We start from the raw sequence: 23,262 nt of genomic DNA on the forward strand, positions 1-23,262 counted from the left end.
GCATATTCTAGGCAATTGCAAATCTATAGAAATTATAGATATTTATTATCCAAAAATTGGGCAAACTAAAAATAAATCAACATCAATCTGCGGAATGGGAGAAAAAGCCAAGAGAAATCTATCTATTCCGTGGGTTTGAATTGGCATCTTCCCGTCAGAACAACCGCCTCGATAATAGGCTTTAGGCCAATGGTAGAAGTTCTCGATCAGAGGGCTAGATAAAGCTAGAGTCCATACATATGGACTTTAGCTGTGATTCTAGAAATTTAATTTCTAGACGTAATCTAAAATGTCAGTTTGAACGCAGTTTTCTTTCCACACACTAACAAGCTACTTTTAGAGTCGAACTTTTATGTCAGACCCCAACATTGGACGTAACTTAGGTAACCGCTATCAACTCCAGGAGTTAATTGGTACTGGAGCTATGGGCCGAGTTTATCGTGCTAAAGATATTTTGTTGGGTGGTGTACCTGTTGCTGTCAAGTTTTTAGCCCTCTCGATTCAAAATGAAAAGATGCGGTTACAAGAACGCTTTGAACGAGAGGCAAAAACCTGTGCTTTACTGGGTCAAAAAAGTATTCATATTGTGCGAGTCATGGATTATGGAGTAGACGAAAATAATACTCCGTTCTATGTCATGGAATATCTCCAAGGGCAAAGTCTCAGCCAGATTATTCGTCAGAGTACTCTATCTTTACCCAGATTCTTTAGTATGGCGCGTCAAATAAGTTTGGGATTGCAATACGCCCATGATGGTATCCCGGTTGATGGCACTATTTACCCCATTATTCATCGAGATATTAAGCCTAGTAATATGCTAGTGATTCAAGACCCCAGTTTTGGAGAACTAGTCAAAATTTTAGACTTTGGGATTGCTAAATTACTCCAAGCAAATAGCGACCAGACAAAATTTTACCTGGGGACTTTAGCTTACTCCTCTCCCGAACAAATGGAAGGTAAGGAATTAGACAATCGCTCAGATATTTATAGTTTGGGTGTCATGATGTTTGAAATGCTTACAGGCAAGATGCCATTATTAGCACCCACTCATTCCTTTGGAGCATGGTATAAAACACATCACTCTCAAGAACCGCGTTCCTTTGCCACAGTTAATCCTGAGTTGCAAATTCCCCAAGAAGTGCAAAATTTAGTGATGAGTTGTCTCGCTAAAGCCCCAAGCGATCGCCCGCAAAAAGTAAGTGAAATCTTGAGGGTGTTAGAATCTCTAGAACAGAATTATCACTCACACTCAAGTCGGCAAGATAAACCTGCACCTGCATCTGCACCCCCACCTGCGCCTAGTCGCGCCTTAACAATTCCCGTTGCGGTTGAGCCAAAAACAAAAGAAGATGTGCAGGTATTACCTTCCCATGATGAAATTTTAAGTTCTGTTTGTTGGCCTGATAATAAACCAATTGCCGATATTGTTTTTCCCCATACTATTCACGTCAATGGGGAAGTTTTACCAGCTTTATGGGTAATGCTACCACAACAAGAAATTCTCAAACGCTTTGCCTGTAATCGTTATAATCAGTTTTTATTTCTGCCGGCTCCCCGGCCCATGTTGCTATGGATTACCGTGATCTATAACCGCAAACATGGTGTTAAATGGTTGCCTTATTACCTTGATCTCAAAACTAATATGGGGCAGGAAATTGTGAGGTTACTCGCAAAAACAGGTTACTATCGTTTGTTATTTTTCGCGCGAGAAACCCCTGGTCGCTGTTCTCATATCCTACTTTCCAGTATCGCTACTGCCCAACGCAAAAACCTAGAAAAGTGGGCAGAAGAAAGTATCATCTCATCTTCGGTTGCCGATCCCCAACTTAGTAAAAATTTACTAAAAAAAGAATACGAAAAAATTAAACCCCAAATTCTCTCTAAATTAGAATCAATAGCTACAGATTCTCCCTTCGACTTTTCAGCCTAGCTCTAGCTGACCGGAAAATGTAAAGTTTTATAACGAAAAATCTCTAATTGGTTGTACGCCTTACGTTATAGCAAATATAATGAATAGCGATGGCGAATGGCTATCTGTGAGTAATTGGATCTACGCAAATTTTGCTCTGTATCCAATACAGTACATAAATTAGTTGACTTCAACAGCCATAATTTATTTTGGCTAGTTATAGTTGCTAATTTATCCCCTGAAATACAGTTTCGGTTTAACAAGCATATGCAGCCATAAACTGGCACGGCATAGGTTTAAGTTACAAAAGGTCAATATATAATTGCAGAACTAAAGTTGACGCCCCAGCATCCCCAGCTTCTTTCCTTCTTGGAACAAAGCAAGAGAAGGAGGTCGCCCACTGCGACACAAAAGAAAGAACTCTATGCCCAAGTGGAACCAGAATCTAAGCCCCACTGATGCTTGAGTAGTTCTTGATAGGTTGCCTCACGCACAACCATTTGTTCATAGAGCTTGACTAAAAAATCTTTTGCTTGGTCATGGCTCATGTTTTGCACTTGGGTTGCAAATGAATGGATGCTAAATTGCTGTTCCAAAGATAGTTCGATGGGTTGGTTCATAGTAAACTCCGAAAACAACGCGTAAATTTTGATATTTAGGGATATATATCCCCAGGGGTAGGATGGGATAGCTCTCTTTCAATTGCTCCTACGTATTAAGAAAGATAACAATTGTTTGACAGTTTTGCCTACACTCTAAAGGATAATTTTTTCTGCCGGGAAGGTCTTTTGGCTAAATCTAGTGATATATAACCCAAGTCTGCCAAGGCAGATTCCGGAAAGTTTCACTGTTTGTGAAACTGAATACCCTGTTTTACCCTTGCCTGAGGATCAATATCTGTAGGAAAAAAGATGCTGATCAAGGAAAGAGCAAATGAGAGGTATTAAACCTGAATTATATGCGCTATACCCTAATAGGTGCAACACGTCAATTCAACAATTTAGATGATTTAGTTAAATTCAGCCTTTAACAGCTAAATTTAAAGGTTAAAAGTATTTGTATCAAGTTGTAAAGAATAAAAATGCTCAGGATGAACAAATTGCTGAGTATATTTACTAAAAAAGTCAATAGTCAAAAGCCCAGAGTTAAAAGTACTTTTGACTATGGACTTTTGGAGCATAGTCTAGGATATAAGCAGACCATAAAACCCAAATATAAAGAGGCTTTTAAATCTGATGCCTTTTGTCTGCTATGGTTCAACCTTCTAGTTCTACGATGACAACTGTGATGTTATCGTGTCCGCCTTGCTCTTTAGCGGCTTCAATCAGGGATAGAGAAGCTTTTTCTAGCACGGGAATGTTTTGTAGGCACTCAGCAATCTTGTGATCTACTAACTCTTCCGTGAGACCATCACTGCATAATAGCAAGCGATCGCCCCCTTTAACATCCAAGGGTTGCACATCAACTTGGTGTAGGTCTTCCCGACCCAAACAACGGGATAACACATGGCGAAACGGGTGAATTCGTGCTTCGTCTGCTGTGATATCGCCAACTTTAATCGCTCTCGCTACCCAAGTATGGTCTTCAGTGATTTGTTCTAACTGCGACCCACGGAAACGATATAGTCGAGAATCCCCAACATGGGCGCACCAAGGTGCTTCAGGATTACGAAAAATTACTACTACAATTGTAGTACCCATGTCGGCGCGTTCGGGATGACTTTCTTGATCCCGCAAAATTGCTTCATTTGCTTGCCACAAGGCTTTTTCTAGCAATTCGGCATCTGGTTGAGGAGAATGCCAATTTTCTCCTAAATGTGCTTGAATTTCGCGCGTAGCGATGTGGCTGGCTTCCTCACCTCCAGCGTGACCACCCATCCCATCAGCTACGATGAAAAATCTTCCTTCGGGATCAACATAGTAAGCATCTTGATTACTAGAACGAATAAGTCCCGGATCACTAAAACCCGTGAATTTTAATTTCATAATTTTTTATGTAAATATTTAATACATACGTTCATAACGGTCGAGGCGAAGAAGTAAGCGGATCAGTATGACTGAGACTGCTGCTGCAATCAAACCAGCTAGCAGAGCTAACCATACATAATGATTGACTAATAAAATGGTTGCTGACAGAGTAAATGCACTGATGATTAAAGCGTAACTGATTCCTAGTTGAATATTGCCCTGTCGCCGCAACAAGCGTTCTGATTCTATCGAACGCACCCGCACGCGCATATCACCACGTTCTAATTTTTCTAAAGTATCTTCTAATCTACGTGGTAGGCTAAAGGCAGTGGTACTCACCTGAACTGCTTGACGGCTTAATTCATTCAAAAAGCTATTACTATCAGAGCCATTCATATTAGTCATAAGTTGCATTGCATAAGGTTGAGCAACTTCCATAAAATTAAATTCTGGATCTAAGCCCTTACCTACCCCCTCAAGAGTGGAAAAAGCTCGCATCACAAAAGTGAAAGTTGCAGGAAATCTAAATGGCTGATTATAAGCTATTTCGTATAGATCATCACTAATTGCGGCCACTGATTGGTTTTCAAATGGCTTATCCATAAAATTATCCAGCATATACTGGACAGAACGCCGGACTGGCCCCATATCATCGACTGGTGCGATCGCTCCCAAGTTAACCAATGATTCTACTACGCGATCGCCATCTTTTTGGGCAATCCCAAACAGCGTTTGCATCAATCCTTCGCGGATATTAGATTTAATCCGCCCCATCATCCCGAAGTCATAAAATATCAAAGAGCCATCAGGACTCACCGCAATATTACCTGGATGGGGATCAGCATGGAAAAAGCCATTATTAAGCAGCTGATGTAAATAAGCTTGCGCGCCTTGACGCGCAATTAACTTGCGATCTAAACCCGCAGCTTCTAAAGCTTCATATTGACTAATTTTAATTCCGGGCAGATATTCTAAAGTTAAAACTCGTGGCGAGGTGTAACGCCAATAGATTCTCGGTACTTTCACCCAGTCGTAACCGCGAAAGTTACGGCGAAAGGTATCGGCGTTACGCCCTTCGCTGAGATAATCTATTTCTTCCCAAAGAATGCGACAACATTCTTCGTAAATTCCCATCCAATCTCGCCCTTTCCCCCATTTAGGATGGTTTTGAAAATAGCGCGCAATTCCCTTAAGAATTTGTAAATCTATTTCAAATAACTTTTTTAAACCAGGACGCTGTACTTTAACTACAACAGCTTCTCCACTGTGTAGCACCGCTTTATGTACTTGTCCTAAACTCGCAGCAGCCAGAGGAATTGGTTCAAAACTTTGGAACAGTTCAGGAATTTTCTTCCCCAGTTCTTGCTGGATAATCGCTTCTACTTGCTCATAGCTAAATGCTGGCACTTTATCTTGCAACTTTGCCAACTCTTCGACATATTCGCCAGGAAATATATCAGCACGAGTTGAAAATAATTGCCCAACTTTAATAAAGGTAGGACCTAAATCTAGCAGTGTATTGCGAATCCACACTGCTTGGGCTTTGCGCCTTGCAGCTTGTTTGGCTTCTGTTACACCGCCTGGATAACTCCAAGATTTGTTGTAACGCCACAGTTTGAACATTAAGGTCAACACAAAACCCCAAATATCCACAAAGCGACGTTTGCTAGAGTAGTTTTCACGATTCCAACGGTATGCTTTGTCTGAATAACTTTGTTCCATATCTTTGGCGTACCGTTGGTTTGTCACTGAATCAACTGGAAGATAAGACACTCTGATTCCTAAACTGTGCTTGATTGAAGAGTCATTTGTTATTTGTCATTCGTCATTTGTCATTCGTCATTTGTCATTCGTCATTTGTCAATAACTCTTGACTCTTGAACGCCAGTTGCTTCTCCTTATCGGAGACGCTACGCGAACAAGTCGGCAGAGCCGCCCAACGCACTGGCTCCTCTTGACTCTTGACTAAACAGAACTGCTGCGATAACGCTGCAACTCATTACGCAATAGGGCAATTTCTGCACGCAGTTCATCAATATTGGCTTGCAAATCGACTGAATCTTGACCAACTGTGGTTGATTGACCAGCATCAGCCGCTTCTGCTGCGCGATTTGCCCGTTCTATAACTTCTTGGGTAAACTGACGCATCTGCTCTCTGGCTTCCGCATCAAATTTACCTACTTCACTCAACGCATCGGTCAAGGCGACCTCTAAACGTTCGTTAATTACTTCCGCTACCGCTCTGCCTACGAAAAAGGCTTGTAAAAGGGGGTTACTCATAAATTTTTGTTACGCTCGTCCGCAAGAGAATTATAACTTGCTCGTATGCTTCACGGCTTCCATCTGGATAGGAGTTTGCAGTTAAGTTGAGAATTACTACATAACTAAAAAAAATATAGTATGTATAAAATTACAGTTATTTTATATATATAATTTTTGACAACTCAACTAAATATATACTTAAATCTAGCTTAAACTTTAAGCCCAAATTATTTGGTTAATAATAATCCGCTTCATATTTAACACTTGTACCAACAACTGGCACAGGCGCAGGACTAATACCACGCACAAAGATATCTACACAGGTATCAATATATTGATCACAGGTATAGCTGTTGTGCTTGAGTTTGGCATTGCGGCAGAGCATACTGGCAAGCAGCATCCCGATAAACATATCAACTGCGGGTGCTGGGTCAATATCAGATCTAACAGTACCGCGTTTTTGACAAGATTTGAGGTAAGCAACTAATTTTTCGCTCAAGGGTTGGGCGGCTTCTTGAATGACTTGCTTGGCTGCTTCGGGATGACGTTTAGCTTCTCCTATAAAAGTGCGAATTAGGTCTTCTTGGGCTTCTAGCATGGTGTTGTACAGTTGAGCATAGCTTCTCAAGTCAACGTACAAATTCTGAGTCCAAGTTTCGGGGTGTGCTAGGGCTTCTATCTGAAGTGCTAGGGCGTTTTCGATAACTGCTTTGAGGAGTTGTTCTTTACTTGCAAAGTGGCGAAATAATGTGACTTCATTCACACCAGCAACACGAGCTATTTCGCGGGTGGTTGCGCCTTGCACGCCTAAAGAGGCAAATACCTGTGAGGCAGCTTCTATTAAACGTGTGCGAGTCAGATTTGATGAACGGCTATTTTTAGTCATTTTGTTTGCAAGTGCTTACTTGCATTGTATTTTAAATTGAAGAAAGTATTATTAACTAAATACAAATAATAAGCAATTTAAGACAATATTTAGCAAATAACTGTAATCAATTAGTTATTTAACTTTTTATTTGCGAGTGTAGCGATGTTTGACTCCGATAGGGAAATATTCGCGATCGCCTGTTGCCTTTAAAGTAACCTGTGGTGTTTGATACTCTGGGGGAACGTAATTAGCAAACTCACTATTGAGGCGTAATAGTTGCGTCAGAATTGAGGACGCTATGGCTTGGCGTTTGTCTTCACTACTCTCAACTTCCGGTGCTAATTCCACAACTACTGATAAAAATCGGTTCTTGTCTGCATCTTCTTGGACTTGCAGCACAAATTTACCTGTCACCCATTCTTGAATTACTGGTTGTTCTAAACCTACGGTGACGTTTTCTGGATAAATATTCGCCCCAAAGTAAGAAACTGTAAAGTTAGAGCGTCCGAAAACGTAGACGAATGGTAATGAGTGAATTCCTCTGGCTGAATTAAGTTCGTCTAATGGATTAAAATTCCATTTCGCCAAAAACTCCAGCATGGCATCATAAGTAATAATCCCGCCTGTATCGAGGATGTCGTAACGCACTAGGGGAATACCATTGTTTCCAGAGAACAGCAAGGAACCGTCTTGAACCTCAAAAAAGCGACTGGTGGGGTCGTATTGTAATAGTGTAGGTAGTCGAGATTCGCCAAATAAAGCCTTAGCTGCATCGGGATTTTTAGCTAAAAAACGACGAATACAAATACTCAAAGGGGTTTCATTACCCAGTACGCCTGCATCCGCAGTCCCGTAAAGGGAGGCGAAATCGTAGCAGGGATTTTGGGAACCAACTCGTTCACCAACTAAACTACGCCATTCTTCGCTGAATACTTCTCCGGCCATGACTAGCTTAATCTGATATCTCTGCCATTCCACGCCACGACTGATGCCAGTATCAATCACGTCTTTGAGGAATGGCGGGTATCCCAATAGGACAACTTGCTCAAAATTGGGGCCGAGTTCCTGAACGACGCGCAAGATTTCTTCTTTGTTGTTACCGGGAGTAATAACGGTGATGGGATAACCTTTACTAGCGAGATAGCGACAGCAATTTGTCGTGAACATTCCGCCTACCCAAGTTCCGAGGGTGAAACAAATTACTGCTAAGGTGCGTCTGGTGTCGGCGGAAAAACTATCGTGAAAAATTTGCTCAAAGCGTGTGGCGATATGCAGTTCATCGGTGAAGAAGCGCGGCCAAAATGTGGGTTTACCTGTGGAACCGGAAGAGGCGGCTATCATATCACAGGTTTCTAATTGACCGTGGCGACACAAATTAGGGAGGGGATAACGCAGTATATAATTTTCTTTGGCGATCGCTGGTAGTTGCTGAAAGTCTTCTAAGGTTTGGATTGTAGTTGGATCAATATTTCGTTCTGCTAAAAAGGCTTTGTATGCTGGGACATTGGCAGCGACATCATGAAATAAAGTTAAAACTTTTAAGGCATTGGATGTTTGAAGATGTCTTTGCAATAAGGTGTTTATAGGTGTAGTGACAAAATCTTCAAATGCTTTGATTGCCCTTTGCTGTTGGGAGTTGGAGTTCATGATGGTTGCCCTAGATTGATGTTAAACGCAGAGGCACGCTGAGGTAAACGCGGAGGGACGCTGAGTGATAAAAATAAATTTTATTAACACTCAGGCTCTATTTTGCAGGTTAATTCTTCACTATGCTTTAGTTAGCACATAATTGTAAGTAGCACTTCCGTAATTAGAATTGCATCTGTTGTAGTTTTTTATAAAAACCTTCGTTTATCCTTCAGCACCATGCAGGTATATTGCAGTAGACAACACGCAAATTTTGAGAGTAATCGGTTTTGTACCTCTTGTGGTGAACCATTACCTCTGGCTGTTGGACAGGTTGTAGATGGACGCTACCAGATTATGCGTCAGCTGGGGCAAGGGGGTTTTGGACGTACTTATTTGGCAGAGGATAAACATAAGGCTAATCAGGTGTGCGTGCTGAAGGAATTTGCACCCCAAGTGCAAGCACAACAAGATTTACAAAAGGCTAAGGAGTTATTTGAACGGGAAGCTAATGTACTGAAAAAACTCATGCATTCACAAATTCCCCGGTTTCATGCTTCTTTGCAGGTGAAGATAGGCAGTAAGGATTTTTTCCTTTTAGTTCAAGATTATGTAGAGGGTGATAATTATTACCAGTTATTAGAAGAGCGTCAAAATCAAGGGCAAGCTTTTAGTGAGGAGGAAGTTGTTACTCTGCTGCAAAATATTTTACCTGTGTTGTCATATATCCATTCACAAGATGTGGTTCACAGGGATATTTCGCCAGATAACTTGATTTTGCGGCGTTCTGACAATTTGCCTGTGCTGATTGATTTTGGTGGCGTGAAGCAATTGCCAGCTTCTCAAGGTTTTTGGTTTACCAAGTTAGCAATAAATCATACTTTGTTGGGTAAAAAAGGCTATGCGCCAGAAGAACAACTCCGGCAAGGAAAGGTGTTTATTAATAGCGATTTATACTCTTTAGCGGTGACAGCATTAGTATTATTGACTGGCAAGGAACCGCAAAAATTGTATGACAGCTATCAAGGTGTTTGGTATTGGGGTAAGGAAATTAAAGTTAGTCCCAAACTAGAAGCTGTGTTAAAAAGGATGCTGGCCTATAAACCAAGCGATCGCTATCAATCAGCCCAACAAGTTATTAAAGACTTACCATCGCCAGCTTTAACACAACCAGTTAATCCATATATTACCAGGCTGAAGACTCAGGTAGTTTCTCCTGGGCAGAAACGCGCGCAGGCGGTTATTAGTAAAATTCATCACAAGACGCAAGCAGTCAGCCGCACTCTGCCTTTACCTGTTTGGTTGCGTCCTTTTGCTATTAGTTTAGGTGGTACAGCAATAGTAGTTTTAACATTTGCTGGGACTTGGGCTGCGGTAAATGCTGTAGTTAGAGGTATAACTTCAATCACAATACCTTCAATTTCCTTACCTCAAATACCATCGCTACCAAATCCCCTAGGTCAACCAGTCAGCGACAAAGGAAGCAAGAATAATGCAAATGTGTTAGCTCGTCGTCAAGAGTTAGAAATACCTGAAGTATTTTTTACTCGGATGGTAGACAGTTTATTTTATAGTAAAAGACCAGAGTTGCAGGGAAAAATCTTAACATCTAAATCGGAAGATACGCCTTTGCGAAATGAATGGTTTAGGATAGCTGATGACTTGTTAGATAAATTAGAGGAGGCTGATCTTAGTACCGAAGTACGTCGCAAACTAGGAAGCTACAGTCAAAAAGATTACGAAAGATGGAGACGGCAAGCTAGGGCAGGAAATTTAGGTAACTATACAATCAATCAGTTAAACAAAGAAACAAATCAAAAATTTGAGCAATTGTTTCCAGGGAAGGAACGAGAGAAACTGAATCAACAAACTTACGGTCAAATTTGGTATGCGATCGCGGCTGATAAAGTCAGTAAAATACAATCAAACAATTAGTTAAGGTGCAAGGGTGATGAGTGTGGAAGGGAGCAGGGGAGCAGGGGGAGAAAAGCCAATCACAAATGACTAAATTTTATTGTTCTAAAGGGCATGAGAATCCCCCAGGTAGTCGGTTTTGTCTCCAGTGTGGTGAGAATTTGCAGGATTTACCTGTAAGTTATGGTATTCAACCTGGTTTAACTTTAGGCGATCGCTATGTAATTGTGCGTCAAATCGGTCAAGGTGGATTTGGACGTACTTATTTAGCCGAAGATATTAACCGTTTCCGCGAACTTTGTGTTTTAAAAGAATTCTCTCCCCAAGTTCAAACGGCTTACGTTTTAGAAAAAGCTGAAGAACTGTTTGAGAGAGAAGCCAGCGTCCTCTATAAATTACAACATCCCCAAATTCCCCGGTTTCGGGAATTATTTCGCATGAACCTGCAAGGTAAGGAATATCTTTTCTTAGTGCAGGATTATGTGGAGGGGCAGACATATAATTCTTTATTAAATAATCGCAAGCAACAGGGTTTAAGGTTTACAGAAACAGAAGTACGCCAACTGTTGCAGCAAATCTTGCCAGTTTTAGAATACATTCACTCGATGGGTGTGATTCATCGAGATATTTCGCCAGATAATTTAATTTTACGCGCCTCTGACCAACTGCCAGTATTAATTGACTTTGGTGGTGTCAAACAAGTAGTTGCAACTGTAGCTTCTCAATATTACCAACCAGGGGCAGTAGCACCGCCACCCGCCCCCACCTTACTAGGAAAAATCGGTTTTGCACCGCCAGAACAGATGCAGAGTGGTGCGGTGTCTCCCCATAGTGATATATATGCTTTAGGGGTAACAATCTTAGTGTTGCTCACAGGCAAACAACCACAAGAATTATTAGATAATTACACTCTGACTTGGAAGTGGCGACAGGAAGTAAGCCTTAGTCCAATATTGGGGCAAGTATTAGATAAAATGTTAGCCTCTAGACCGAGCGATCGCTACCAATCAGCCAGCCAAGTTTTACAAGCACTTAATCCTTCACCTTCCCCTGTCCACTATCCCCCAACTCAACCACCGATAGAACCTCCGCAAACATCGGCGACTTTTGCTGTATCGCCTTCTCCCTCCGCACCACCTTCACCTCAGCGCAACTCGCCATATCCCGCACCCATTCCTCAACCTACTAGCTGGTGGACACCAACCAAAACCTTTTTTGCAGCACTAGCCTTAGTTGGTGCTGTAGGAGTAACGTGGTGGGGAATTACTAGAAATAATATTGGTGAGGGAGACTCTACACCTACCCCCAGTGTTACCCAACCTGTTGATTCTTCAGCGCAATATTCACCAGAAGAACGGCAACGTAAAGAAAAATTAAGCGCTCGCCGTCAACAATTGGGGATTAATGAAACCTTTTATGTCAACTTAGTAAATCAAATTTTTTGGCAGAGAAATCCTAGTTTGCGAGGACGCACCCTCAGCGATAAGCCAGAGGATGAAAGTTTGCGAGCTGCATGGGATAAAACTGCTGATGAATTATTAGATAAGCTTTCAGTTCTAAGTGCTAAAGCACGTCAGCAACTAGGAAATTATAGTGCATCCAATCGTGATCGCTGGAAAGTTGAAGTTAATCAAGTTAACGTTGGTAGTCGCGCTTTATATGATTTAGGTGATGCAGCCTTCTATAATGTCTTTCCCGAACAGCGCGGTAGAGAATTTTTAGATGAACCCATCGGACAAGTTTGGTATGGGTTTGTCAGCGATAAAGTTAGTGCTATCCTCGCTGGTAGTGCTTTTGGCAAGGTTACTTTTGACCCAGCAGCTACAAACAAAACCGTTAGCGGTAGTCTTAAACCCGGTGGCGGCAAAGTTTTTATTGCTGAACTTGCTCAAGGTCAAACATTGGAATTGAATCTCAAAGCCAATTCTAAAGTCTTGTTATCAGTTTATTCTCCTTCTGGCAAAGTTAGATTTTTAGAAGACTCAGCAAAGCGCACTTTATCAGCCCAATTACCAGAAAATGGATTTTATGAATTTGCGATCGCTTCTACAGCATCAACATCAGTAGATTATCAACTCACCATCGCAGCCACAAGCCCCGCCCCTGTCGAAACACCAACACCCACACCCACCCCTACAGAAACATCCAGTCCAACACCAACACCCACCTCTACCGAGACACCTACGCCTACTCCTACGCCAACTGCAACAGAAACATCACAGTAAGCTCAAGTTTTGGGTATTGTATATAGGCTCATATTTGATTTATGAAAAAAATCAGTATATTTCTATCTGCCTTCTTTCCTCTTGCCAGTAATCAAACCAGATTCCTATATTCAGTAGACCGAAAACTTGTGCAAACATCAAAAATTAGTAGCTTGTGATACGGTTTTTGGAGAAAAGTTCAAAAGCTGATTCCTTTTGATCAAAGGTAAGTTTAGCTTATTAACCAACCCCAAAAAACCAACCAAAATCAGCCGGACGGTAAGTAAAGAGTGTCCAAACGAATCAACTTAAACTTTCGTAGGTTATAGATGCCTTAGTATTAAAAGGGACTTAGGAGTTATAAAGTAGGCTATACCTCATAAGATAGAGAACTACTATAGGAATCCGGTTTGATTACTGAACATCCTTGTGTAGTCAGGCAATAGGAAAGAAAGCAGAGAGAAATGTACTGATTTTTTTCAAAAATCAAATATGAGTCCTATATATCTACGTAGTTCTCAGGTGAGAAGCAAGATTATTTTTTAAAAAATAATACTAAATATTAAAATATTATTACTTTTGGAATAGCTGGTTTATGAATTAAAATTTACCTACAATTTAGCCATACTAAAAATCTAATACAGGCAAAATTAAATTTACAAAATGCCTACAGAAACTGGATAATCCTATATCGGCATAATGGATTTATTAGTAAAAAAGCCTACTTAAGTGCGATTGTTAGTAGAATTCAGTGTAAAGTTTTAAATCACATTCTGTAAATAACATAGCTAAAACTGAAACTATGGTAGCAAGTAGTTTCTTCTCTAACACAAACTCACCCAAATATATTTATGAGGAGCAACATGAAGATGAATAATATGCATATAAATCTTTTACGTGCGCGTAAACCACTTGTATTTTCGATCATGGCGATCGCACTTGGTGTTACTCAATCTGCATGGTCAGCTGACCCCGCGAGAACATCTTCAGGCAGGATAACTGCCTTAGAGGCTGGCTGGGCGGCAGACACTGTATCTGTTCAAATTACTGCACCCTTGATTAATCCTGCGGCCTGCCCAGTTTTCAATGCTGGCTATGTAACGAGTATAAACGACCCAGGACGTAAACTTTATCAGGATATTTTAAAAGAGGCGTTCTGGCGTGGCTATCCAGTTGAACTCTTAATCAGTGGAACGGCTGGAGATTGTCCTTTTGGTAAACCAAGGATAATTTCAGTGCTAGTGCGAAAAAGTTTCTAAAAAATTGTAAATTAAACGCGTGTTCGTTGGTTATTGATAAGCGCGCGAAGCATCAATTGAATAATTGCAATAGAGGTGCAACACATTGCACCTCTATGTCCTATATTTATCCTTACTGCAAACCCTTATTGTGTAACTGCTGTTCGATATGTTGCATTTCTTCAATCGTTTCGCCAGCAACTATCCCATAAATTTCGGTATAAATTTTTCCGTATTTTACTCTCTCTAGAGCGGATAGAATAATCAAGTCCTTACGCTCTAATTCTGCTTTTAAAGTTATAAGAATTGAGTCTAATGTCCCTTCCATATGGTAGTCACTGGAATATTTAGCTACTGCTTTTCCTAGTCTGAGTAAGGTGTGACGTTGCAAGCAAAGCGGAGTTGAGCCGTTGACGCGGAAATTAGCATCGATCGCATAATATTGTCCGTCTTTATCTTCCAATACGTCAAAGCCAATCACACCAAAATATCCTTGTTTATGAGCATACTGACCAATAGCAGCAATCATGTCATAAAATTTGCTCATGTCGGTTTTGCTATAGTCAATCAGTCCGCCTAAATAGTTACCTTCTGGGGTGACAAGTTGGCTGGTAGTCCCAATCAGCGTAATTTCTCCTGTTTTACTAACATAGAACTGTACGCAGTAATTCTGCACCTCATTCTTGACGAACTCAGAAACAATAATCGTATCTAGCAATTTAATCTCAAGATATTTTCTGATTTCTTCTAAGCAATAGTTCAAATCGCTCTGACTTTTGATAATATATGTGCCTTCTCCTGAAAGCCCGTGAGAGGTTTTAATTAAATAGGGAAATTGGGGTAGCTGAATATCTTCGAGACTAACCTTATGCAGATTGTAAGTCTCGTATTTTGGACATTGCACGCCGAGGAAGGATAGAGTTGCTTTGCTGAGTAATCGGTAATGAGTGTCTGAATCAATAGCGTGTTTTTCAGCTTTGAGGTGATCAAAAGGAAATAGAGATATGAGTTTGTCAAAGTCATTGCTTTGGCTGAGGTCATCTAGATAAGTCGAACAATCCATCTTGACTCTATTAGAGTAATTAAAACCAAAATGCTCTTGCCAATAACTCACCAGCGACTTTGAGGGTTCAATAATTACAATTCCGGGGATAGCTTCGCCTAACACAGCCAGATTTTTCCAAGGTTCTTTCTGACAAATTTTATCAAACGAGGTTTTAGTAGCTTCACTACTACCATCTTGAATGAAGTATTTTTTGCGATTGGGGTAAGCCGCCCAACTAGCAGTTGCCGGATAATTGAGGATGAATCCATAACGCCCATCCGATATATCTTGAGCAAATAAATCAGATAAAGAATTGCCTTGTAAGTATTTAAAATTATGTGCTGAGTTCATATTTAGTTAGAGTATAGCGATCGCCTTATATTTTCTGTCACTTGTTAGCTAACAACATCTGAACTACCATCCGCTATTAATTAAAGGAACACTTTTGTTTGATACTCATATTTCTTCAGAGTGATTTTTGCGTCAAGAAAGCCACCTTGTCTTGCCATTCGGTCATATATGCACAAGCCATATGTGATGAGTTATACGCCCAGCCAACTCTTCCTTGAGGATCTAAGAGAATGCACCCCGCTTCACCTTTCACTTTGGATACCAATGTATCAATTGCCATTTGGGCGGCTTCGTCTGGGTGTCTATCTCCAGCCAAGAAGTCAATCGCCGTTTTAGCCAAAATTACTGGCATAATTGACTCGCCATCACCGGTTGTTGAGCAAGCACCAATTTTACCGTCAGCGTATAAGCCAGAACCAAGCACTGCACTATCCCCGACGCGACCAGTTTGCTGTTTAGTAGTCCCGCCAGTTGAAGTACCAGCCGCTAAAAAGCCACTAGAATCCAACGCTACACAGCCTACAGTATTAGGGCGATCGCAAATTTCCATATCTTCCTGCCACTGTTCGCGCTGTTCTTCGGCTACCAAGTCTTCTTTCCTGCACATCTCAGCCCCGAAATCGGCGGCGAATTGTTCTCCACCTCGCGCCACTAGCAGTCTAGGTTTGTCATCCATAATCATTCGTGCTACCGAGATGGGATGACGCACGCCTTGAACGGCTGCGACTGCTCCCCAACTTAAAGAGCCTTCCATAATAGCCGCATCTAGTTCTATCTCTCCCTCGCTGTTGAGAGTTGCCCTAAAACCAGCGTTAAATGTCTGATCAGCTTCCAGAACACGAATAGCAGCCTCAACAGCTTCTGAAACTGTACCTCCACTGATTAGAACTGCCCAACCAGCTTCTACTGCTGCTGTACAGCCTGCATGGTTGGCTGCAACTTTATCTTCTGAGATGGTTTTTGCTCCACCATGAACAATAATACTTAACGCCATAAATTTGCTCAGGATCTTGTAGTTGTGTAATTACGCCTGTGTGTTTTCCCCAGTAGGCTTATAAGCCAATTACTTAGTAGTTATGTTAACAACCGCACATTACTTGGTTTCACTATCATATGGCGGATGTCTGCACTTCAGCAGGAAGGAACTAATGTTACAACTTAAGGCTGTGAGTGTTACGAGCGATGGTAATCTGTGAGCCAAGGTTAGTGATAAAACCAAGCTATAACCATCAGAATAAATAGCTAATTGATTGTTGAATCAGATATAAAAAAAAGCATTATCTCTTTTTAAGAGAAAGCTGACTTCAAAAACTAATAAATCTTTTTTTGTAGATAATTTTTAGAATTTTATTTATATTTTTATCAGCTAATAATTAGCTAAAATCAAGCTATTAGTCACTTAAAAAATAATTATTAAATAAATAAACTATATATTTCTTTAAGCCATATTTTCTTTCAATATATAATTATCAAATTTGGCTATTTAAAATAACTAATTTATTATTATAATTCAGCGAAATACGGTTGGATAAAAATATTTAAACTATTGCATTTAAGTTGATTTTTAATAACAGCTAATTGTAAATTAATTGAGCTAATACATTAGAGCTATTTATCAAGGAAATCTAGAGGTGATAAGAAACAAGCGATCGCAAAGATACCCTACCACTTCATAAAGTCAGCAGCTATCTATACCTCGTTGAGGTACTTACTTAGAGCATTGGCATTAGTAAAAGCCTGATTGCTCACACTTTGTGCAACGTAAATCTAGCAAGGAAAACAATCGATGGTAAATTTTATTGATGGTACATTCGGTAATGACACAATTACAGGTACAGTTGTCGATGACTCTATTACTGCTTATAGCGGTAACGACTCCGTTAATGGTGGGGATGGTGACGATTATATTTATGGTGATAGTGGCAACGACACCCTCAACGGTGGTAATGGAGATGACTCAATTACAGCCAGTGATTACTTAGGCAGCGTCAATGTAGAAACCATTGATGGTGGTAACGGTTTTGACTATCTGAGATTGGATAATTCTGCTGCTATTGGTAATTTAACTGTCACCTATATCAACCCAACAAATGGAACAGTTTCCAATGGCACAACATTTAAAAGTATTGAAAGCCTATCGCTAGAAACTGGTAGTGGCAACGACACAATTAATGTTACTGCTGTAGGAAATTCCTACATTTATGGGAATGAAGGTAATGATTCAATTACCACAGCCAATAGTGTAGATAATCTCTTTGGAGGCGATGGTAATGATACCCTCAATGCTGGTGCAGGTAATGACACTCTGAATGATGGTGCAGGTAATGACATCCTGAATGCTGGTGATGGCGATGACACCATTCAAGGCACTCAAGGCAGTGCTGGCATCGAATCTTTCGATGGTGGACAAGGGTTTGACTACCTCGATTGGGATATAGCTGATGTTACGGGTAATGTAACTGTTACTTACACAAATTCAGCAAACGGCACAGTTTCCTACGGTTCTACCTTTAAAAATATCGAAAGCCTGAGATTAAAAGTCGGTAGTGGCAACGATACAATTAATGCCACTGCGTTAGGTAATGCCGAAATTTATGGAAATGATGGTAATGATTCAATTACCACAGCAAGTAGTATAGATAAACTTTACGGTGGTGCTGGCAATGATACCATCAACGCTGGTGCTGGCAACGATATTCTAGATGGTGGTGTGGGAAATGACATCTTGAATGCTGGTGATGGCGATGATAGCATTTATGCCAGCGATTACTCTGGCAGTGTGGGAGTCGAAAGCATCGACGGTGGGCAAGGATTTGACTACTTAAGATTAAATAATTCTGCTGCTACTAGCAACTTAACTGTTACTTACACAAACTCAACTAATGGCACAGTTTCTAACGGCACTACCTTTAGAAATATTGAAAGTTTAGAACTAGCAACTGGTAGTGGCAATGACTCCATTAATGTTACTGCTGTGGGTAATGCCGAAATAGAAGGCAACAGTGGTAACGACTCTATTACCACAGGTAATAGTATCGATAACCTTGATGGCGGTGATGGTAATGATACTCTCAATGCTGGTGCTGGGAACGATATTTTAGATGATGGTGCCGGGAACGATGTTCTCAATGCTGGTGATGGAGATGACACTATTTACGGTAATAAAGGTAGTGCAGGTATCGAAACCATCGATGGTGGACAAGGTTTTGACTATCTTAATTGGGATATAGCTGATCTAATTGGTAATGTAAATGTTACTTATACTACATCAACAAATGGCGTAGTTTCTAACGGCTCTACTTTTAAAAATATTGAAAGTCTAAAATTATCTACGGGTAGCGGCAACAATATTATCAATGTTACTGCTTTAGGTAGAGCAGAAATTTATAGTAACGCTGGTAATGACTCAATCACTACAGGCAATGGTAGGGATAGCCTGGATGGTGGTGTGGGTAATGATACTCTCAACGCTGGTGCTGGTAATGATAGCCTGATTGGTGGTATCGGTGATGATGTTCTCAATGGTGGCGATGGCGATGACTATATTGAAGCTAGTCTTTACACTGGCAGTGTCGGAGTGGAAAGAATCGATGGTGGCCAAGGTTTTGACTATCTCAGATTGAATAATTCTGCTGCCACTGGTAATTTAACTGTTACTTACACAAACTCAACTAATGGCACAGTTTCTAACGGCACTACCTTTAGAAATATCGAGAGTCTAACCCTATACACTGGTAGCGGCAACGACATAATTAATGTGACAGCCTTGGGTAACGCCACTGTTTATAGCAATGGCGGCAATGATTCAATTACCACAGGTAATGGTCACGATGTCATTGGTAGTATTCTTTATCCCAATAGTGGTAATGACACAATTAACTCTGGTGCTGGTAACGATACGCTTTATGGTGATGGTGGCAATGATGTTTTAAATGCAGGTGACGGTAGTGACAGTATATATGCAAGTGATGGCAGTTTAGGCATCGAAACAATTGACGGTGGGCAAGGCTTTGACTACCTGACTTGGGATGTTTCTGATGCCACTAGCAATTTAACTTTCACTTACACTAACTCGGCAAATGGTACAGTCTCCAATGGCTCTACCTTTAAAAATATCGAAAGTCTCAACCTAGACAGTGGTAGTGGCAATGACACAATTAATGTTACTGCATTAGGTAATGCTGACATTGATGGCAATGGTGGCAATGATTCTATTATTACAGGCAATGGTGGCGATCGCTTGAATGGCGGTGATGGTAATGACAGCCTCAACGCTGGTGCTGGTAACGATGTTCTAACTGGCGGTGCAGGTAATGACACTGTTAATGGTGGTAATGGCGATGACGAGATTGAATATAGTAATCTGCTTTATGGCCCAGGAGTAGACCTCATTGATGGCGGACAAGGTAATGACACCTGGGATATTAAGCTTTACTCTCTTACCAGTAACATTGCTATCACTTATACCAGCACTACATCAGAAACCAATTTTGGCACAACATTTAAAAATATCGAGATTTTCGATATTAGAACCGATGCCGGCAACGATACCATTAACCTCAGTGCAGCTATTAAAGCTTCTGTTGTTACCTATGACGGTAATGATACGATTACCACTGGTGGCGGTAATGACTACCTAGATGCTGGGGCTGGTAGTGATACTTTGACTAGTGGGGCTGGCAATGACTCTATTTCTATTTTGGGACTAGGAATAGATACAGTTTCTGCTGGCACAGGTGATGACCGTTTGGATTTAGACATCTCCTCTGCTACTGCTAATTTAACAGTTAGCTATACTGACATTACTAATGGCACAGTATCTAGTGGCACAACATTTCGGGGAGTTGACCGTTTATATCTCACAACAGGTATTGGCAACGACAATATTAATGTAACTGCGGCTTATTTCGCCAACGTTGATGGCGGCGTAGGCAATGATACCATCACTACTGGCATTGGCGATGATTATTTAGCAGGAGATGATGGTAACGACCTGCTAAATAGCGGATTTGGAGATGACGCGCTTTATGGGGGTTATGGCAATGATACTCTCAATGCTAGGGCTGGCAGAGACTATCTTTCTGGTGGAGATGGTAATGATATCTTGAATGCGGGTGCTGGCAATGACAGGATTGTTGATGGTTCGGGAGTAGACACCATTGATGGTGGTTCCGGCTATGACCAACTAACTTTAGATTTTGCTAATTACATTGTCCCGCTCACAGTTATTTACACTAACAATACAAATGGTACAGTTTCCACTGGCACCACTTTTAAAGCAATTGAGAGTCTCACACTAGAGGCTGGTAGTGCTAGCGATACTATCACAGTGACTGCCGCCGTTGCAGAAATTCGTGGTGGTTACGGTAACGATTCAATTACCACAGGTGCAGGTAACGATATCATCTATGGCGGCAGTATATCGCAAGGCTTCGGTAATGATACGATTAACGGTGGTGCTGGTAATGACTTTATCTATGATGGTGTAGGAGCCAACGTTATTAACGGTGGTGCTGGTTATGACTACCTAGACTTAGATTTGTCTAGTTATATTACTTCCATCACTCTCAACTATACCACTGCCACAAATGGCACAGTTTCTACTGGCACTACTTTTAGAGAAATTGAACGCTTATATATAGATGCAGGTCTTGCCAGCGACACTATCACCGTAACTACGGCAGTTGCAGAGATACATGGTGGTTACGGTAATGATTCTATTACCGCAGGTGCAGGTGATGATACGCTCTACGGCGATGCTGGTAACGACACTATCAATGCTGGTGCTGGTAATGACTTAATTTATGAGAATGTGGGAGCTAATATCATTAATGGTGGTGCTGGCTATGACTACCTAAATTTAGATCTGTCTACTTATCTCAATGCCCTTAGTGTGACTTACACGACTGCAACCAATGGCACCGTAAACAATGGCGCAAGTTTTCAAAACATTGAAAGTCTCAGATTGACTACAGGTATTGGTAGTGATGTTATCAATGTTACTGCTGCGCTTGCTTACATTGAGGGCGGTTACGGCAACGATTCCATTACTACAGGTGCAAGTAATGATACAGTTTATGGCGGTCAAGGAAACGACACCATCAATGCTGGTGCTGGCAATGACTCAATTTATGAAGGGGTAGGCGCAAATATTATCAATGGTGGTGCTGGTTCTGACTTCTTGAGTTTAGATCTGTCTGATTACATTGTTTCGTTGACTGTTACTTACACTAGTGCGGCTAATGGCACAGTTAACACTGGTACACAGTTTAGTAATATTGAGAGTCTGAGTCTGACCACAGGTAGTGCTAGTGATATTATCAATGTGACTGCGGCAGTGACTTCTGTTAATGGTGGTTACGGTAATGATTCGATTACCACTGGTGCCGGCAATGATAACATTGATGGCGGTGATGGCAACGACACTATTAATGCTGGTGCTGGTAACGACACGATTAATAGTAGTGCAGGAGTAGATAGTATTGATGGCGGTGAGGGTTACAACTATCTAACTTTAGATTTGTCTAATTACATTGTTCCGTTGACTGTCACTTACACAGATGTCAACAATGGTACTGTTTCTAATGGCACTACCTTAAAAAGAATTCAAGATCTGACTCTGAAGACAGGTATTGCCAGTGATACTATCAATGTGGCTGCGGCGGCGGTTGCAGATGTAAATGGTGGTTATGGTAATGACTCTATTACCACTGGTGCTGGCAATGACACTATTGATGGTGGTGAGGGTAACGACACTATCAATGCTGGTGCTGGCAATGATTTTATTTATGAAGGAGTCGGCGCAAATATTATCAATGGTGGTGCTGGTTCTGACTACCTGAAATTAGATTTGTCTACTTACATTATTCCTCTGACTGTCACATATACCAGTGCGGCTAATGGCACAGTTAACACTGGCACACAGTTTAGCAATATTGAAAGCCTAGAAATAGAAGCGGGTAGTGCTAGCGATAGTATCACAGTGACTGCGGCAGTTGCAGAGATACATGGTGGTTATGGTAATGACTCTATTACCACTGGTGCTGGTAATGACGAACTTTATGGTGGTTTAGGTAACGATACTCTCAATAGTGGTGCTGGTAACGACACTATATATGGTGGTGGTGGTGTAGAGAATATTAATGGTGATGCTGGTGTAGACTTGCTGAATTTGGATATTTCCTATGCCACAACTAACTTAAATGTTTCTTACACTAGTGCCATTAATGGCAGCGTTTCTGACGGTACAAGATTTCAAAATATTGAAAGTCTAGTATTGTCTACTGGTAATGGTAACGACATTATTAACGTGACTGCGGCAGTTGTCTCAATTGACGCTAACAGTGGTAATGACTCGATTACTAGTGGTGCAGGTGATGATAAACTCGATGGCGGTTTTGACAACGACACTCTAAATGCTGGCAGTGGTAGTGACACCTTATATGGTGGTTATGGTAACGATAGCTTAAATGGTGGTGCTGATCTTGACTACTTAGTTGGCGGATTGGGTAATGACATTTTAACTGGTGGTACTGGTAGTGACGGCTTTGTTTACTTTGAATTTATTGAAGGTGGCGATACAATTACCGACTTTAATACCAGTGTGGATGATATTGTACTGACAGAACTGTTGAAAGATTCAGGCTATTTTGGTGGTGCTAATGCGATCGCTGATGGTTACTTACGATGGCTTCAGTCAGGTACCAATACCATAGTTCAAATTGATGTTGATGGTGCTGCGGGTAATTCAGAAAGTTTTGGTACACTGGTGACTTTGAACAATGTCACTGCTACTAACTTAAGTGCTGCTAATTTTATTTTTTAACTCTTTGTTTTTATAGTTGCGAATTCTATTCGTTACTAATCCATCTGTTTTTG

Annotated in this window: 13 protein-coding genes; 5 read left to right on the forward strand and 8 right to left on the reverse strand. The window is 41.0% G+C overall.

Going from position 1 to position 23,262, the window contains the following annotated elements:
• Positions 1 to 352 precede the first annotated feature (352 nt).
• On the forward strand, positions 353 to 1,930 hold the full coding sequence (locus H6G76_RS16065; protein WP_190702330.1) for a serine/threonine-protein kinase: 1,578 nt from the start codon (positions 353 to 355) through the stop codon (positions 1,928 to 1,930).
• 401 nt (positions 1,931 to 2,331) lie between these two features.
• Here the strand turns inward: H6G76_RS16065 and H6G76_RS16070 are convergent, their stop codons facing one another.
• The 6 genes from H6G76_RS16070 to H6G76_RS16095 all read right to left on the reverse strand — a co-directional run bounded on the left by H6G76_RS16070 (position 2,332) and on the right by H6G76_RS16095 (position 8,653).
• Entirely contained in the window at positions 2,332 to 2,529 is a 198-nt protein-coding gene (locus tag H6G76_RS16070) for an NblA/ycf18 family protein (protein WP_190702332.1), read from the reverse strand.
• Between the two features lie 636 nt (positions 2,530 to 3,165).
• The gene (locus H6G76_RS16075; RefSeq protein WP_190702334.1) at positions 3,166 to 3,894 is read right to left on the reverse strand and encodes a Stp1/IreP family PP2C-type Ser/Thr phosphatase; all 729 of its coding nucleotides are present in this window, start codon (positions 3,892 to 3,894) and stop codon (positions 3,166 to 3,168) included.
• An 18-nt stretch (positions 3,895 to 3,912) separates the two neighbouring features.
• Positions 3,913 to 5,598 carry an AarF/ABC1/UbiB kinase family protein gene (locus H6G76_RS16080; protein ID WP_190702473.1) on the reverse strand — a complete coding sequence of 562 codons (1,686 nt, stop codon included), beginning with the start codon at positions 5,596 to 5,598 and terminating at the stop codon, positions 3,913 to 3,915.
• 243 nt (positions 5,599 to 5,841) lie between these two features.
• On the reverse strand, positions 5,842 to 6,156 hold the full coding sequence (locus H6G76_RS16085) for a DUF6825 family protein (RefSeq protein WP_190702336.1): 315 nt from the start codon (positions 6,154 to 6,156) through the stop codon (positions 5,842 to 5,844).
• Between the two features lie 217 nt (positions 6,157 to 6,373).
• Positions 6,374 to 7,024 carry a TetR/AcrR family transcriptional regulator gene (locus H6G76_RS16090; RefSeq protein ID WP_190702338.1) on the reverse strand — a complete coding sequence of 217 codons (651 nt, stop codon included), beginning with the start codon at positions 7,022 to 7,024 and terminating at the stop codon, positions 6,374 to 6,376.
• Positions 7,025 to 7,150: 126 nt separating this feature from the next.
• Positions 7,151 to 8,653 (reverse strand): phenylacetate--CoA ligase family protein, encoded by a 1,503-nt coding sequence (locus H6G76_RS16095; protein ID WP_190702340.1) that lies wholly within the window; start codon positions 8,651 to 8,653, stop codon positions 7,151 to 7,153.
• 219 nt (positions 8,654 to 8,872) lie between these two features.
• Between H6G76_RS16095 and H6G76_RS16100 the strand changes: the two genes are divergently transcribed.
• The 3 genes from H6G76_RS16100 (at position 8,873) to H6G76_RS16110 (ending at position 14,009) form a co-directional block, all read left to right on the forward strand.
• Positions 8,873 to 10,567 carry a serine/threonine-protein kinase gene (locus H6G76_RS16100; RefSeq protein ID WP_190702342.1) on the forward strand — a complete coding sequence of 565 codons (1,695 nt, stop codon included), beginning with the start codon at positions 8,873 to 8,875 and terminating at the stop codon, positions 10,565 to 10,567.
• Between the two features lie 65 nt (positions 10,568 to 10,632).
• On the forward strand, positions 10,633 to 12,771 hold the full coding sequence (locus tag H6G76_RS16105) for a serine/threonine-protein kinase (RefSeq protein WP_190702343.1): 2,139 nt from the start codon (positions 10,633 to 10,635) through the stop codon (positions 12,769 to 12,771).
• An 848-nt stretch (positions 12,772 to 13,619) separates the two neighbouring features.
• The gene (locus tag H6G76_RS16110) at positions 13,620 to 14,009 is read left to right on the forward strand and encodes a hypothetical protein (RefSeq protein ID WP_190702346.1); all 390 of its coding nucleotides are present in this window, start codon (positions 13,620 to 13,622) and stop codon (positions 14,007 to 14,009) included.
• A gap of 112 nt (positions 14,010 to 14,121) precedes the next feature.
• Here the strand turns inward: H6G76_RS16110 and H6G76_RS16115 are convergent, their stop codons facing one another.
• Both H6G76_RS16115 and H6G76_RS16120 read right to left on the reverse strand, forming a co-directional pair.
• Positions 14,122 to 15,384, reverse strand: a complete 1,263-nt coding sequence (locus H6G76_RS16115; protein ID WP_190702349.1) for an ATP-grasp domain-containing protein — start codon at positions 15,382 to 15,384, stop codon at positions 14,122 to 14,124.
• Positions 15,385 to 15,499: 115 nt separating this feature from the next.
• Entirely contained in the window at positions 15,500 to 16,378 is an 879-nt protein-coding gene (locus H6G76_RS16120; RefSeq protein ID WP_190702352.1) for an isoaspartyl peptidase/L-asparaginase family protein, read from the reverse strand.
• A 792-nt stretch (positions 16,379 to 17,170) separates the two neighbouring features.
• On the opposite strand from H6G76_RS16120, the gene H6G76_RS16125 reads away from it, so the two are divergent.
• Positions 17,171 to 23,209 (forward strand): calcium-binding protein, encoded by a 6,039-nt coding sequence (locus H6G76_RS16125; protein ID WP_190702355.1) that lies wholly within the window; start codon positions 17,171 to 17,173, stop codon positions 23,207 to 23,209.
• Positions 23,210 to 23,262 lie beyond the last annotated feature (53 nt).

Source organism: Nostoc sp. FACHB-152 (genome assembly GCF_014697475.1).
In the GTDB taxonomy this organism is placed as follows: Bacteria; Cyanobacteriota; Cyanobacteriia; order Cyanobacteriales; family Nostocaceae; genus Nostoc_B.